Below are 14,301 nucleotides of genomic sequence, written 5' to 3' on the forward strand. Positions count from 1 at the left end.
GGAGGACCCGCATGCTGTCGCATGACGACAATGAACTCCTGACCCGAGTAGAGGACGCAGCGCCGATGGGCGCGTACCTCCGCGAGTACTGGACGCCCGCGGTCCGCTCGGAGCGGCTGGTCGCCGACGGAGCCCCCGTGAAGGTCCGGCTGTTCGGGGAGAACTTCGTGGCCTTCCGCGCCACGGACGGAACAGTGGGATTCCTGGATGAGGCGTGTCCGCACCGCGGGGCCTCGCTGGCACTGGCCCGAAACGAAGACTGTGCGCTGCGGTGCATCTATCACGGCTGGAAGATCGACGTCTCGGGCACGGTCGTGGAGGTGCCGTCCGAGCCCGCGGAGCGACTGGCGGACATGGCCGACAAGATCGCGGTCGGCAAGTACCCCTCGAGGGAGGCCGGCGGGGTGCTCTGGGTGTATCTCGGATCGCACGACGATCCGCCGCCCTTCCCCCGGTTCCCGTTCGCCGACGTGCCGGCCGACCACGTCCGAGCCCTGGCCGCGGAGACGAATTGCAACTGGCTGCAGGCGGTCGAGGGCACGCTGGACTCCTCGCACGTGTCGATCCTTCACCAGTCCTGGTTGGGTCAGAGCAGCGGCAGCCTGGGGGAGACGGCGGAAGACTCGGCGCCGCGCTACGAATCCGACGAGACCGGCTACGGCATCCGATTCGCCGCCATCCGGCACGCGGGCGCGGACCGGATGCACGTGCGGGTGACCGAATTCGTCATGCCGTGGACGGCCTACATCCCGACCGGCGACGAGGACCGAATCGCGATCATCGGCACACCGATCGACGACGAACACTCCCGGCAGTGGTTCATCCGGTGGAACGATGACCATCCGCTCACCGAGGACACCGATACCCACTTCTGGTACCACGACCTGACGGTGGCGCCCGACGACTTCGCCGCCCTGACACGAGGCAAGGACAACTGGGGACAAGACCGCGCCCTCATGTCCGAGGGACACTTCTCCGGGTTCACCAACCTGGTCCTCGAGGATGTCGCGATCCAGGAGAGTCAGGGCCCGATCGTCGACCGATCCCGGGAGAAGCTCGGCACCAGTGACATCGCGGTGGTCAAGACCCGCCGACTGCTGCTCAATTCCGTTCGCTCCCACCAGCAGGGCGGGGAGGTCTTCGGGCACCAGGATCCGCTCGCAAGGCCCGACTCGGCCGGCGTGGCGATGACCCTCGCGCCGACCGATGACTGGCGCGCCGTCGCAACATCCGAGGCTCGATATGTCTGACCCGGGAGGCACCAAGTTCGCCGACTGGCAGGCGATCCGCGAGCTGACGGCGACCTACAACCGCTGTTTCGACAAGTCCGACGCTGCCGGTTGGGCCGGAACATTCCTGGAGTCGGGCAGGTTGGAGATCATCGACCAGGAGGTCACCTACACCGGGCGTGATCAGTTGTCGGAGTTCTGTCGGTCCAGAGGTTGGGGAATCCTGCACATGACCCTCGATCCCGAGGTGACCGTCGACGGCGATCACGCCGAACAGCGGTGCAACCTCCTGATGTTCCGCCGGTACGAAAGCCAGGAACGACCAACACTTCTGGCGACCGGCCGGTACTCGGATCGACTGGTCCGGACCTCGAACGGTTGGCGCTTCGCGGTCCGACAGGTTCAGTTGGACACCCGTCTCGGGGCCCGCGAGGAGGTGTCTCCATGAGCACCGACGCGCACAGCACCATGGGCTGCACGATCGACGACTCGGTGGAAACAGCGGCCGACGTCGTGGTGTTCGGTTCCGGCGCAGCAGGGCTGGCAGCCGCGGTGACGGCCGCCGCCGCCGGACGCACGGTACACCTGTTCGAGAAGGCCGCGGCGGTCGGCGGCACCACCGCGAAATCCGGCGGCGTCTACTGGGTTCCCGACAACCACCTGATGCGTGAGCGCGGCATCGACGACCCGCAGGCCCGGGCCGTGGCCTACATGGCGCGAGTGAGCGCCCCTGACCGGTACTCGACCGAGGACCCCCTGCTCGGGCTGACCACTTGGGAGCACGACCTCCTCACGGGCTACTACGGGCTCGCTTCCGAGGCCGTGCAATTCCTGGACGACATCGGTGCACTCCGCTCGACAATCGAGATGGCTCTACGCTTCCCCGATTATCACATGAGCCTGCCCGAGCAAGGGGGCGTGTACGGCCGTGCGCTGTGTCCCGCGGATGAGCAGAACCGCCCGGGCAACGGTGGCGATCTCATTGCGCAACTGACGGCCGCCGCGACACGCTCGGGGGTCCGGATCACGACCCGCCACGCGTTCACGGATCTGGTGGTCGAGGACGGACGGGTTGCCGGTGCGGTGGTCCGCGACCTCGAGACCGGGCGGCAGTTCCGTGTCCGGGCGCGGCTCGGTGTGGTGCTCGCCGTCGGCGGATTCACCCACCACCCAGGGCACAGATCGAGGCATCTACCGGCGCGAGTATGGGGCGGCTGCGCCGCCGGGGGCAACACCGGCGACGCTTTGCACCCCCTGGCGGCCCTCGACATTCCCCTCCACAACATGGACTGCGCCTGGTGGGACCAGGTCGCCATCGAACACACCCTCGCCGGCACAACAGAAACCCGCGCGGGGATGTGGGTGGCCCCGGGCGATTCGTCGCTGATCGTGGATCTCGCCGGTCACCGCGTCGTCAACGAGAAGCTCTTCTACAGCGACCGGGCCAAGGTTCATATCGGCGCGGGCTCGCCCGAGCTGTTGGTGCTGCTCTTCGACGAGCGGACGCAGCAGTTGTTTTCGATGGAGCAGTTCGCCTACCCACTGGCGCTGCCCGGCGAATCGACCACCCACCTCGTGTCGGGTGATAGCTGGGAGCAGCTGTCGGCGAACCTCGAGGTGCGGCTGCGGTCGCTGCGTGCAGCCACCGGCGGTGCGCGGCTGAGCGGCGATTTCGGGTCGAACCTGGCCGCCACCATCGCCCGGTTCAACATGTCGGCGAGCGCCGGGGTCGACGCCGAGCACGGCCGCGGCACCGAGCCGATCGAGGTGTTCTTCACCGGTGAGCCGCGTGCGGGTGGCGGCCCGAACCCGGTGATGGCGCCGCTCAGCGCGGACGGGCCGTTCCACGCCGTCCTGGTCGGGCTCGGGACCCTCGACACCAAAGGCGGCCCGCGCACCACAGTCGACGGCCAGGTGCTCGGGGTGGGCGGCGTCCCGGTCGACGGACTCTACGCGGTGGGGAACTGCGCCGCGTCGCCGTCGAATGACGGCTATTGGGCGGCCGGCGCGACGATCGGCCCGGCCCTGGCGTTCGGCTACGGCGCCGGCCGGCACCTCGCGGCGCGCTCCGCGGCCGGGACGCACTCACAGGAGCAAGGAGTGACGCCGTGACCTTCATCATCGGTGCCCCGTGCGTGGATGTGATGGATCGGTCCTGCCTGCAGGAATGTCCGGTCGACTGCATCTACGAGGGCGAACGCAAGCTGTACATCAACCCCGCCGAATGCATCGACTGCGGTGCCTGCGAACCGGCGTGCCCGGTGGAAGCGATCGCCTCCGAACGGGACAAGGACGAGGACTTCGAACCCTTCGTCGCCGACGCGGTCGAGTTCTTCCAGACCGTGCTGCCCGGCCGCGAACAACCCATCGGCTCACCGGGCGGCGCCCGAACCATCGGGCCCATCGCCGCGGACAGCAGCTACGTGCGCGCGATGCCCACCACCGGATCCACCCCGTAACTGCGACACGAATCCGCAGCCATCCAACAAGCAAGGAGAGACAAGATGACCAGAGTGACAGTTGTCAGCGCGCACGGCATGGACTGGGTGTGGCGCACCGGCGGGACAATCCTCAAATATGTCAAGGCCGGGGCGGATGTGACCGTCGTCTGCCTGTCGATGGGGGAGCGCGGTGAGTCCGCGTCGGCGTGGGCGGAGCCCGGCCAGACGGCCGAGCGGGTGCGAGCGGTCCGCCGGGGTGAGGCCGAAAAGGCCGCCGCGGTTGCCGGCGTCGAACTGCGGACCTATGACTGGGGCGACTACCCGATGGTGATCGACGAAGAACGCCGCCTGGAGGTGGTCCGGCTGCTCCGCGAACTCCGGCCCGATGTGGTGCTCACGCACGGTCGCAGGGATCCCAACAACCCGGACCATGTGGCGACGGCGAAGGTGGTGGAGGACGCGGCGATCTGGGCCCGCGCACACGGGCGCCTGCCGGAGCTCCCCCGTTTCGTTGTCGGCCAGATCCACGGCTACGAACCGGAATTCCCCGAGTTCTGCGATTTCAAGCCGGACACCTACATCGACATCAGCGACGTCGCCGAGCAGAAGCTCGAGATGATGCGCTGCTCGCAGGTGCAGGAGTTCATGATCGACGTCTACGAGCAGCGGGCCCGGTACCGGGCGATCATGGCCGGGCTGCTGCTGAACAAGAAGGTCACTCACGCGGAGGCATTCGAGAGCTTCCTGCCCGCGGCCGGGGACCTGTTCCGATGAGTAACCATCTGATCAGCCCGTCCATCCTCGACCACGTGGACCGGCGCGCGGGCTCGCTCTCGGCGGAGTTCGCCGAGCTCGGCGTCGCGACGGTCCACGAGTCGCAGGGGCGCAGCGGGCTCATGGATCCGGCGATCAAGCCGCTGGTGGCGGGGTCCCGGGTCGCCGGCCCCGCCGTCACGTGCCTGAACCAGCCCGGTGACAACCTGATGCTGTTGGCCGCCTTGGACCTGTGCCGGGAAGGTGACGTTCTGGTCGTCGCCAACCTGGCGCCGTCGACGGCCGGGATGGTCGGCGAGATCATCGCCAACATCCTCATTGCTCGCGGGGCAGCCGGGCTCGTCGTGGACGCCGGTGTCCGCGATGTCCGCGAGCTGCGCCGGCTGCCGCTGCCGGTGTGGGCGAAAACGATCTCGGCCACCGGCACCACCAAGGGTGGCCCGGGCTGGGTGAACACGCCGGTCGTCGCCGGCGGCACATCCGTGCGGCCGGGTGATGTGGTCGTCGCCGACGACGACGGCGTCGTGGTCGTTCCTCTCGAATCGGCCGAGCAGGTCCTCGAGCGTGGCCGCGCCAGGGTTTCCCGCGAGGCGGTGCTGCTCGAGGACATCACCGCCGGCCGATGGCCGGGTCTCTCACCCGAGTTACGTGATCAGCTGCGCACACTCGGCGTCCACCGGGTGCCCGGGCCGCAGTAGATCGTTTCTGTTCGTTCGTCCCAACCGAGAGGTTTCCCATGCGTCTGTGTTCCTTCCTCTCCGAAGGACTGCCCCACGTCGGCGTGGTCGGCGCCGATGATTCGGTCATCGACGTGACCAGATTGGCGGAACTGCGCAGCGGCGACCTGCCGCTCACGATGGCCGGCTGGGTCGAACTCGGCGTCGACGGGATCGACATGCTCGGACAGATCTGCGCGCAGGACGGAGCGGACCATGTCGTCGGCAACGTCGGCGAGCTGAGGCTCGTTGCGCCGATGGGTCGGCTTCCCCGAAACGTCATCTGCGTCGGAGTCAACTACCGCGAGCACATCGAGGAGTCGGAGCGTGTTGTCGGCGACATCGACGTGCCCGACGCGCCGGTGTACTTCACCAAGGACGTCCGCAGCATCTGCGGGCCCTTCGACGATGTTCCGTCCGACGACCGGGTCAGCACGCAGCTGGACTGGGAAGTCGAGCTGGCGGTGATCATCGGCCGGGCCGGGCGCAATATCCGATCGGCGGATGCCCTTCGGCACGTCTTCGGGTACGCGGTGTTCAACGACGTCAGCGCCCGAGACGTGCAGCTCTCCCGAAACCAATGGTGGAAGGGCAAGAGCATCGAGGGGTCGTCACCGTTCGGACCGTTCATCGTCACCCGCGACGAGATCCCGGATCCCCAGGACCTCGAGCTGAGGTGCTGGGTGGACGGCGTCGAAAAGCAACGGTCCCGAACCAGCCTGATGATTCACGACGTCGCCACGCTGATTTCGGACCTGAGCCGATCGTTGACACTCGAACCCGGCGACGTCATCAGCACCGGAACCCCGGCCGGGGTCGGGCTGGCCAGGACACCCCAGGAGTGGCTGCGCCCCGGATCCGTTCTCCAGAGCGAGATCACGGGTCTCGGTCGACAGCACAACCGCGTCATCGAACTTGGAGCATGAACACAAATGGCAAATCTTGTAGGCGTTTTCGGGACCTCGCACAGCCCCGCGCTGATCGCACCGGTCTCCGACTGGCCCGCGCTCGAGCCGAACATCGCGCGTCCCTCACTGGATCGTCTCGCGGGCAACGTACGCGACCACTGGGACGAGCACCAGGCGCGCTTCGATAGCGCGATGAAGCAACTGCGGGCCTCGATCCTGGCGGTCGAACCCGATGTGCTGCTGATCGTCGGCAGTGACCAGGGTGAGAACTTCGGTCCGCGCTCCGCCCCGGTGTTCGAGATGTTCCTCGCCGACCACCTCGACGCCAGCGCCGCCAACCGGCGAGACGAGGGACCCGACCAGTTCCGGGTCTCCATGCCGATCGCCCGCGACCTCGGCCTCGGCATCCTGGAGCAACTGTGTTCCGACGGGTTCGATGTTGCACACACGTCGGAGACCTCGAATGAGTATGGAATCGGTCACGCGATCACGTGGCCGATGAGGTTTCTCGATCTCATGGAATCCACGCTTGCACTGCTGCCTGTCGTGACCAATGTGTGGAACCCGCCCAATGTGCCGAGCGTGCACCGATGCGTCGCCTTCGGCCAGGCGCTGCGCGCCGCGATCAACGCCGACCCGTCGCCGGCGCGGGTCGCGGTGCTGGCCTCGGGCGGCCTGAGCCACCTGGTGCTGGACGAGGAATTGGACTCGCGGGTGCTGGCTGCCATGCAATCGAGCGACCTCGAGGCCTGGCGCACGATCGAGGACGACGAACTTCGCCTGGCGCACGAGAAGCACGGCCTGCCGCTGCGCCTCAACGGGACGGCGGAGATCACCGACTGGATCATCGCCGACGCCTGCGCCCAGGCTCCGGCGGAGATCATCGACTACGTACCGGCGTATCGCACCGAATCCGGTTACGGCGTCGGCATGTGCTTCGCCCGATGGGCCCTTCCGGCCTGAACCAATAACCCCTTCAACGTAATTGGAGACTTAATGTATGCCGCACTTCCCGACGAGTACGTCGAGCTAGCGCAGACCGTCCGACGATTCGCGCAGACCGTGGTCGAGCCGCGCGCGATGGAGATCGACCGCCGGAACGAGTACCCGGACGACATCTTCAAGGCCCTGCTCGCGGCGGACCTGCTCGGACTGGCGACGCCGGAAGAATTCGGCGGATCCGGCGCCGGAACCTTGGGGCTGACGATTGCCATCGAGGAGGTCGCGAAATACTCCAACACCGTCGCGCTGATGCTGCTGCTCACCCGACTGCCCGCCCTGCCCATTCTCATCGGCGGGTCCGAGGAGCAGAAGAACACCTATGTTCGCGACATCGCCAGCGGCGCCCGGCGCGCGTCCTTCGGCCTGTCCGAGCCGCAGGCCGGATCGGACCTGAAGGGTATGCGGACCCGCGCGGTCCGAGACGGAACGGACTGGGTGATCACCGGCTCCAAGTGCTGGATGTCCGGACTCGAGCAGGCCGACTTCTACACCGTCTTCGCGCGCACCGGTCAGGACGGCTTCAGCTGCTTCCTCATCGACCGCACCCTCCCCGGCGTGTCGGTGGCCCACGTCGACGACAAGCTGGGCGTGCGGGGGGTGAACACCGGGGAGCTGCGCCTCGACGGCGTCCGGGTGCCCGAATCGGCGCTGGTCGGGAAGCCCGACCAGGCGTTCAAACTGGCGATGCTGTCCCTGAATTCGATGCGGCCGATCGTCGCGGCACGCGGCCTCGGGCTCGCGGAGGGCGCGCTGATGTACGCCGTCGACTACATGCGCACGCGCGAGGCGTTCGGAGCGCCCTTGACCAGCCAGCAGGGACTCGGCTGGATGGTCGCCGAGCACGCCGCCGAGATCGAGGCAGCCCGCCTGCTGACCTACCGCGCGGCCAGCATGGTCGACGAGGGCGCCTTCGACAAGGCCGCGGTTCCCCTGCTGTCGATGGCGAAGCTGGTCGCGACGGAAACCGCAGTCAAAGTCTCCGGTACCGCAGTACAGCTGCTCGGCGCCGCCGGATACATGAAGGACCACCCGGTGGAGATGTACTACCGAGACGCGAAACAGCTGACCATCGTCGAGGGAACCAGCCAGATCCAGAAGAATCTCCTCGCCCAGGCGGTCTTCGACCGAACCCTGTGGTGGGACTAGCCACACCGGACCAGAAGGGAATCACCATGTCATTGAACGGATATCACGGATCGGATGAGGACATCCTCCTCTCGATCGAGGACCGGATCGCCTGGATCACGTTCAACCGGCCGGAGACGTTGAACGCCTTCGGCCCCGCCCAGTTCCACCGTCTCGCCGACCTGCTCGACGGACTCTCGGTCAACCCGGAGGTCGGCGTGGTGGTACTGACCGGCAGCGGCCGCGCCTTCTCGGCCGGCGGGGATGTGCGGGAGTTCACGAAGAAGGGCCTGGTCGACACGGGGGTGTACGCCCTGCGAGCCATGACGTCGATTCGATCCTGCCGCAAGCCCGTCATCGCGATGGTCAACGGGATCGCGGTGGGCGGCGGCAACGAGCTGGTCATCGCCGCCGACCTGGCGATCGCCGCGCGCAGTGCGCGGCTGGGCCAGGCCGGCACGATGATCGGGGCGTGCCCCGTCCTCGGCGGGACGAACGTCCTGCCGCTGCAGATCGGCGAGAAGCGGGCGAAGCAAATCGTCTTCTTCAGCGAGAAGGTGTCGGCCCAGCAGGCGTTCGAGTGGGGCTGGGTCAACGCGGTCGTCGACGACGAGGATCTGGAGAAGACCACCCGCGAGTGGGCCGAGCGGCTGCTCGCGCTGCACCCTCAGGCGCTCCAGATCGCCAAGGCCGGCAGCAACGTCTGGTGGAACTACTCCTACGACACCATGGTCAACGGCCTGGACATGATCGCCATGGGCGTGCCGGCCGAATCGGTCGACGAGGGACGCGATGCGTTCATGGAGAAGCGTCCGGCCGACTACTCGAAGTGGCGCTGACACGTGCGGCGTTCCCTGTCACCGCCTTCGACCTGACCCGCGGAATGGACTTGCCATGACTGTTGACACTTCGCAGTTACCGAGCTCGCCCGGGCTCGGGGCCCGGATAGATCGACTTCCGGTCGCGACGAGAACCCTCAGGAGCATGATGGTCCTCGTCGGGTTCTTCTACCTGTTCGACGCCGTGGACATCGTCGTGTTCGGGAACACGGTCCCGGCGATGCGCGCGCAGTGGGGGCTGAGCGTCAATGAGATCGCGCTGGGGTCGGCGGCGCCGTTTGTCGGGATGTTCCTCGGCGCCCTCGTCGGCGGTCAGCTCGCGGATCGCTTCGGGAGGCGCCGGATCATTCTGGCCTCTACTGTTGTGTACTCGGTCTGTTGTCTGGCGACCGCCTTCGCCCCGAACTACGAGACGGTTGTCGTTCTCCGGGGGCTGACCGGAGTGGGGCTGCAAGCCCTGGTCGGTGCCGTCATGGTCTATGCCAGCGAACTGTTGCCGCCGCGCATTCGGGGTCGCTACCTTGCGATCATCGCGGCAATCGGGGCGGTCGCCGTTCCGATCGCGGCACTGGTCTCGCGGATCGTCGTTCCGCTCGGGGACGACACCTGGCGGTGGATGTATGTGTTCGGGTCGCTCGGGATCCTGGGCGTCGTGTCGGGGTATCGCCGCCTGCTCGAGTCGCCGCGCTGGCAGGTTGCCCGCGGCCGCCCCGATCTGGCTGAGGTCCTGGTAAAGAGGCTGGAAGCGGAGGCCGAGGCGGCGACCGGGGCGCCCCTTCCGCCGCCTGGTCCGGAGCCCGTGATCCGCACCGGATCGATCCGCGACCTGTTCGCCAGGCGCTACGTCAAGCGCACGGTGGTGGCCTTAACGGCGATGGCGTGCTTCGTCCTCATCGCCTACGGCTGGTCGCCGTGGTTGCCCTCGCTGCTGACCGCGCGGGGATACACCCAGGCGGAGGCGCTCACCTTCGTCACCATCCTGGGCATCGCATCGGTGGCAGGCGCGATGACCTCCTCGCTGCTCATCGACAGGTGGGACCGGAAGAACTATGTGTTCGCGCTGACGGTTGCCCTGGCGGTGCTGCTGTTCGCTCTCGCCGCCACCGGAAGTCGACCGGTCATGCTGGTGGTGGGGTTCGCGATTTCGATGCTGATCCATGCGCTGCTGACCGCGGTGTACACCTACGCCCCCGAAGTCTTTCCCACCCACCTTCGCGGGATCGGCAACGGAGTCGTCAACGGCATCGGTCGCATCGCGGGTATCGGGGGTCCGTTCATCGTGGCTGCCGTATACGGCGCCTTCGACTTCGGTGCGGTGTTCGTCTACCTCGCGGTCGTCGGCGTGGTCCTCGGGCTCGGGCTGATGCTGTTCGGTGAACGGACCACCAACCGGTCCCTCGAGGACATCGCCGCCGACGCCGGCGAGACCGAACTCACCCGCTGACGAGAGGAGTGTGCGGTGCGCCGGATCCTCACGATGGCGGTGACCCGAACCGAGCGAATCGGCCCACACATGGTCCGGGTGTTCGCGGGAGGAGCCGGGTTCGACGACTTCACCCCGAACGGAGCCACCGACGCCTACGTCAAACTGGTCTTCCTCAAACCCGGTGTCGGATATCCGGATACGGTCGATCTCGACGCCATTCGGGCCTGCTGTGCGCCCGAGGATCACCCGGCCTTGCGGACGTACACGATCCGGTCGGTGGACGATGAGAGGCGGGAGGTCGCGATCGACTTCGTCGTTCATGGTGCGGAGGGCGTCGCCGGACCATGGGCGGACACCGTCGCCGCCGGGGAGGCCCTGCGATTCATCGGTCCCGGCGGCGGATACTCGCCGAATCCCGGCGCGGACTGGCACCTGCTCGTCGGCGACGAGTCCGCCCTACCGGCGATCGCCGCCGCCGTCGAGGCGCTCCCCGACGACGCGACCGCGCAGGTGTTCGTCGAGGTCGCGGGCCCGCGGGACGAGGTGGACTTCGATACCTCGGCCCGCGTGGACGTGCACTGGGTCCACCGGGGGACCCCGCCCGATCGTGCCCCCGAGCACCTGGTGGGCGACCGCGCGCCGCTGATCGCCGCCGTCCGCGGCGCGCGGTGGCTGCCGGGGCAGGTCCAGGCCTTCGTGCACGGCGAGGCCAAAACCGTAAAAGGGAACCTGCGGCCGTATCTGCGCAGCGAGCGCGCCGTCGACCCGAGGTGGCTCTCCATCTCGGGTCGACGGCGCGGTCGTACCGAGGAGGGCTTGCGCGTATGGAAGCGGGAACACGCCACGACCGAGAGGTGAGCCGGGCCTGCCGGGCGGGGTGGCCACAACAAGGAGATGACATGACATCACATGCCGAACACAGGCCTCCGACAACGGTGCTGAACAGGATCTCGACGCTCCTCGACGCCTTCGACGGCCGCGGTCAGCTCACGGTGAACGAGGTCGCCGAGTACACCGGATTCCCGCGCTCGTCAGCACATCGGATGCTGGTCAGCCTGGTCAAGCTGCGGTGGGTGCGTCGCGTCGGGCACAGATACGAGCTCGGCATGCGCCTGGTCGAGCTGGGTTCGCTCGCCGTGCACCAGGCCGTCCTGCACCGCGTCGCCGTACCGAGCCTGCACGAACTGCACCGGCTGACAGGACATGTCGTACACCTCGGCGTGCTCGACGGGCCGGACATTGTGTGCCTGGAGAAGATCGGGGGGCGCCCGGCCGCCGCGATACCGACCCGCGTCGGCGGGCGGTTGCCCGCGCACTGCACGGCACTCGGAAAGGCACTCCTGAGCAGCGCGCACCCGTCCGATCTGGACCGTGTCGGCGGTCCGCTGCTGACGCGCAGTACCGAGAACTCGATCCCCTCACGCGGGCGACTGCACCGAGAGATCGCCGAGATCCGAAGGTGCGGAGTCGCGTACGACCGCCAGGAGCTGGTCATCGGGTACGGCTGCGTCGCCGCACCCATCCGGGTTCCCGGGGCGGGCGCCTCCGCGATCTCGGTCTGCGGGCCCATCTCCCAGATCTTCGCCGACCCCAGGCTCGCCGACCATGTGCGGGTCACCGCGCTCGCCATCGCGCGCGCACTCACGGACGCGAGCCGCCGCCACTCGGCCTGACCGCGCCGCTACGGCGGGCGCGCGGCGCCGAGTGCGTCCGCCAGGAACGTACTCGGGATCGGCGGCCACTCCGGACGCCATCGACCGCCGTCCAGCTCCGTACATAGTGTAGTACGGTCGCTTATCCTCTCGTGGTACGGGGCCGCCGAGTCCGGCATTCGGCGGGCGCCACCGAAGTCGAACCGGCAGATCGCGGCGAACGTGGCGATGCCAGCCGCTCCGGCCACGGTCCACGGGCGCAGATCCTCGGTCGCGAGAGGCATTCGGAGACCAGTTCGTCCACACCGTCGATCCGGTCGGCCGCGATCCTCACGGCAGCTTGGAGGACATCGGCCTCGATCCTGAGCTCGGCGATCGCGGCGTCGGTGAGTGAACTCCAGTCGAGCAGCGAGTATGCGAGACCGAGGACCGCCTGGGCGGATGTGGCGCGCGACGCCGTCCGGATAAGTGGCTGATCAGCTCCGCGGGGTCCTCGCATCCGCGCAGCGACAGGCACGCCAGGTGCAGCGCCAGGCACGTCAGGTGCACGGGTGGGCTGCCTGGCATCGGTAGACGATGCCGAAGTGGCCCCGGCCGATTCGTCTCGGCACCCTCGAACCCGGCGGCGACCAAACTTCGCCGCGCAGAGCGGCGTCCGAGCATGGTGTGTCGCAATCGGATTGGATTCGATCATCGACAGCTCTCAATCGCACACATTGTGACCAAAGTCGTCAAAATGGCCCGAAAGGGGTGTCCCGGGACCGCCGGCGCCAGGTGAGCCGAGCGCCGGTCGCCCGGTTTGTCGCCGGGCGTGCGAGTGATGTGGCAACCCGTCGTCGGGCCCTCACCCGCAGCGTGATGACGCGTCCAGCTCGGTGAGATTCTCCGAAATCAGTCATTGACCTTCCGATCGGAAGGCTTTAATGTCTATGTATCGCCCGATGTGGCGCACGACACAATCACCGGCTTCTGGCCGACCATCCCAATTCTGGGGGAGCAGTGGACATCAGCAACAACAACTACGACAACCGTTACGTCGCCACTCTTGATGATCCTGAGGAGATTCACCGCGACATGCGGGCCAAGTGTCCCGTCCAGCACAGCGAGAACTACGGCGGATTCTGGGCGCTGACCCGCTATCAGGAGGTCGAGGCAGCAACGCGGGACACGCCCCGGTTCTCATCCCTCCCCACCATCACATTGCCATCGGTCGGTGCTCCGCGACCGTTCATCCCCATGGAGTCCGACCCGCCGGAGCACTCGAAGTACCGGTCGCTCCTCAATGTCGTGTTCAGCGCGCGCAGGATCGCCGAGCTCGAGGGTGAGATCCGTAAGCACGCCGTGGAACTGATCGAACGGTTCGTCACCGCCGGCGAGGCAGATCTGGCGCGGGACCTGGCCTTCCCGCTGACGTCGCGGGTGATCACCTGGCTCCTCGGGATTCCCGACGAGGACGTATCCCGATTCAGCGCTTGGTCGTTGGGATTGGTCTCGGTCGCAACGCCGGAGGAAGGGATGGCGTTGCAGATGGAGATCCGCGACTACTACGTTCGGCTGATTGCGGACCGCCGGGAGAACCCGACCAAAGACCTTGCCAGCCACCTGCTCGCGTCGACCATCGACGACCGTCCGGTCACCGAGGAGGAGGCGCTCGACATCTACCTGTCCCTGACCGGGGCGGGCGGCGAGACAACCGCCGCTGCGGCAAACCACATCTTCACCCTGATCGACCGTCACCCCGATCTGCGGTCGCAGCTGCAGGCACGGCCCGAGTTGCTGAACTCCGCGATCGAAGAGTTCCTGCGCTACGTCACACCGGTCCCGGGCTTCGCCCGCACGACCACCTGTGAGGTCGACGTAGCTGGGACCGTGATCCCGGAGGGCGAGCGGGTGTGGATGTCCTGGCTGTCGGCAAACCACGACGAGGCCGCATTCGACGAACCGGCCACGATCGTCCTGGACCGAAAGCCGAACCGGCACCTCGCGTTCGGCGCGGGTGTGCACCGCTGCCCGGGAGCCCCGCTGGCCCGGCTCGAGCTCGGCATCATGGTCGACGAGGTCCTCCGCAGGATCCCGGACTACCGATTGGCCGACCCGGCCGCGGTGCGGATATCGGAGGGGCAGACCCGGGTCATCCGCTCACTGCCGATCGTCTTCACGCCCCAGCAATAAACGGCCACAGCGCGATT

At 67.4% G+C, this 14,301-nt stretch carries 14 protein-coding genes; all 14 read left to right on the forward strand.

All coding sequences use genetic code 11. The features are described from left to right. The first annotated feature begins 11 nt into the window (after window positions 1-11). Window positions 12-1,250 (forward strand): Rieske 2Fe-2S domain-containing protein, encoded by a 1,239-nt coding sequence (locus JWS14_RS40240; protein WP_206015757.1) that lies wholly within the window; start codon window positions 12-14, stop codon window positions 1,248-1,250. Beyond that, window positions 1,243-1,677: a nuclear transport factor 2 family protein gene (locus JWS14_RS40245; protein ID WP_206015758.1), complete on the forward strand. Its 435-nt coding sequence runs from the start codon at window positions 1,243-1,245 to the stop codon at window positions 1,675-1,677. Before JWS14_RS40240 ends, JWS14_RS40245 begins: the two co-directional genes overlap by 8 nt. After that, a complete protein-coding gene (locus JWS14_RS40250; RefSeq protein WP_206015759.1) occupies window positions 1,674-3,341 on the forward strand; it encodes an FAD-dependent oxidoreductase in 1,668 nt (555 codons plus the stop codon). The genes JWS14_RS40245 and JWS14_RS40250 overlap by 4 nt, the downstream gene beginning before the upstream one ends. After that, a complete protein-coding gene (gene fdxA, locus JWS14_RS40255; RefSeq protein ID WP_206015760.1) occupies window positions 3,338-3,688 on the forward strand; it encodes a ferredoxin in 351 nt (116 codons plus the stop codon). The genes JWS14_RS40250 and fdxA overlap by 4 nt, the downstream gene beginning before the upstream one ends. Before the next feature lie 45 nt (window positions 3,689-3,733). Further along, complete coding sequence (locus JWS14_RS40260; protein ID WP_206015761.1) at window positions 3,734-4,444, forward strand: PIG-L deacetylase family protein; 711 nt, start codon at window positions 3,734-3,736, stop codon at window positions 4,442-4,444. Next, window positions 4,441-5,142 (forward strand): 4-carboxy-4-hydroxy-2-oxoadipate aldolase/oxaloacetate decarboxylase, encoded by a 702-nt coding sequence (locus tag JWS14_RS40265; protein WP_206015762.1) that lies wholly within the window; start codon window positions 4,441-4,443, stop codon window positions 5,140-5,142. The genes JWS14_RS40260 and JWS14_RS40265 overlap by 4 nt, the downstream gene beginning before the upstream one ends. 38 nt (window positions 5,143-5,180) lie before the next feature. Then, window positions 5,181-6,086, forward strand: a complete 906-nt coding sequence (locus tag JWS14_RS40270) for a fumarylacetoacetate hydrolase family protein (protein ID WP_206015763.1) — start codon at window positions 5,181-5,183, stop codon at window positions 6,084-6,086. Window positions 6,087-6,092: 6 nt separating this feature from the next. Further along, on the forward strand, window positions 6,093-7,031 hold the full coding sequence (locus JWS14_RS40275) for a DODA-type extradiol aromatic ring-opening family dioxygenase (protein ID WP_206015764.1): 939 nt from the start codon (window positions 6,093-6,095) through the stop codon (window positions 7,029-7,031). A gap of 33 nt (window positions 7,032-7,064) precedes the next feature. Continuing rightward, window positions 7,065-8,216 (forward strand): acyl-CoA dehydrogenase family protein, encoded by a 1,152-nt coding sequence (locus JWS14_RS40280; protein ID WP_206015765.1) that lies wholly within the window; start codon window positions 7,065-7,067, stop codon window positions 8,214-8,216. 26 nt (window positions 8,217-8,242) lie between these two features. Then, window positions 8,243-9,034: an enoyl-CoA hydratase/isomerase family protein gene (locus JWS14_RS40285; RefSeq protein ID WP_206015766.1), complete on the forward strand. Its 792-nt coding sequence runs from the start codon at window positions 8,243-8,245 to the stop codon at window positions 9,032-9,034. 145 nt (window positions 9,035-9,179) lie between these two features. Then, window positions 9,180-10,478 carry an MFS transporter gene (locus JWS14_RS40290; RefSeq protein WP_206015767.1) on the forward strand — a complete coding sequence of 433 codons (1,299 nt, stop codon included), beginning with the start codon at window positions 9,180-9,182 and terminating at the stop codon, window positions 10,476-10,478. Between the two features lie 15 nt (window positions 10,479-10,493). Next, window positions 10,494-11,318: a siderophore-interacting protein gene (locus JWS14_RS40295; RefSeq protein ID WP_338051518.1), complete on the forward strand. Its 825-nt coding sequence runs from the start codon at window positions 10,494-10,496 to the stop codon at window positions 11,316-11,318. A gap of 41 nt (window positions 11,319-11,359) precedes the next feature. After that, window positions 11,360-12,133: an IclR family transcriptional regulator gene (locus JWS14_RS40300; protein ID WP_206015768.1), complete on the forward strand. Its 774-nt coding sequence runs from the start codon at window positions 11,360-11,362 to the stop codon at window positions 12,131-12,133. A gap of 978 nt (window positions 12,134-13,111) precedes the next feature. After that, a complete protein-coding gene (locus tag JWS14_RS40305; protein WP_206015769.1) occupies window positions 13,112-14,284 on the forward strand; it encodes a cytochrome P450 in 1,173 nt (390 codons plus the stop codon). Window positions 14,285-14,301 lie beyond the last annotated feature (17 nt).

Origin of the sequence: Rhodococcus koreensis (assembly GCF_017068375.1) — a bacterium.
GTDB classification, from domain to species: Bacteria; Actinomycetota; Actinomycetes; order Mycobacteriales; family Mycobacteriaceae; genus Rhodococcus_F; species Rhodococcus_F koreensis.

Coding starts and splice junctions, on each gene's coding strand:
- JWS14_RS40275 (WP_206015764.1), top strand. CDS start 6,093: ATGGCAAATCTTGTAGGCGTTTTCGGGACCTCGCACAGCCCCGCGCTG.
- JWS14_RS40280 (WP_206015765.1), top strand. CDS start 7,065: ATGTATGCCGCACTTCCCGACGAGTACGTCGAGCTAGCGCAGACCGTC.
- JWS14_RS40270 (WP_206015763.1), top strand. CDS start 5,181: ATGCGTCTGTGTTCCTTCCTCTCCGAAGGACTGCCCCACGTCGGCGTG.
- JWS14_RS40250 (WP_206015759.1), top strand. CDS start 1,674: ATGAGCACCGACGCGCACAGCACCATGGGCTGCACGATCGACGACTCG.
- JWS14_RS40245 (WP_206015758.1), top strand. CDS start 1,243: ATGTCTGACCCGGGAGGCACCAAGTTCGCCGACTGGCAGGCGATCCGC.
- JWS14_RS40290 (WP_206015767.1), top strand. CDS start 9,180: ATGATGGTCCTCGTCGGGTTCTTCTACCTGTTCGACGCCGTGGACATC.
- JWS14_RS40285 (WP_206015766.1), top strand. CDS start 8,243: ATGTCATTGAACGGATATCACGGATCGGATGAGGACATCCTCCTCTCG.
- JWS14_RS40265 (WP_206015762.1), top strand. CDS start 4,441: ATGAGTAACCATCTGATCAGCCCGTCCATCCTCGACCACGTGGACCGG.
- JWS14_RS40240 (WP_206015757.1), top strand. CDS start 12: ATGCTGTCGCATGACGACAATGAACTCCTGACCCGAGTAGAGGACGCA.
- JWS14_RS40260 (WP_206015761.1), top strand. CDS start 3,734: ATGACCAGAGTGACAGTTGTCAGCGCGCACGGCATGGACTGGGTGTGG.
- JWS14_RS40300 (WP_206015768.1), top strand. CDS start 11,360: ATGACATCACATGCCGAACACAGGCCTCCGACAACGGTGCTGAACAGG.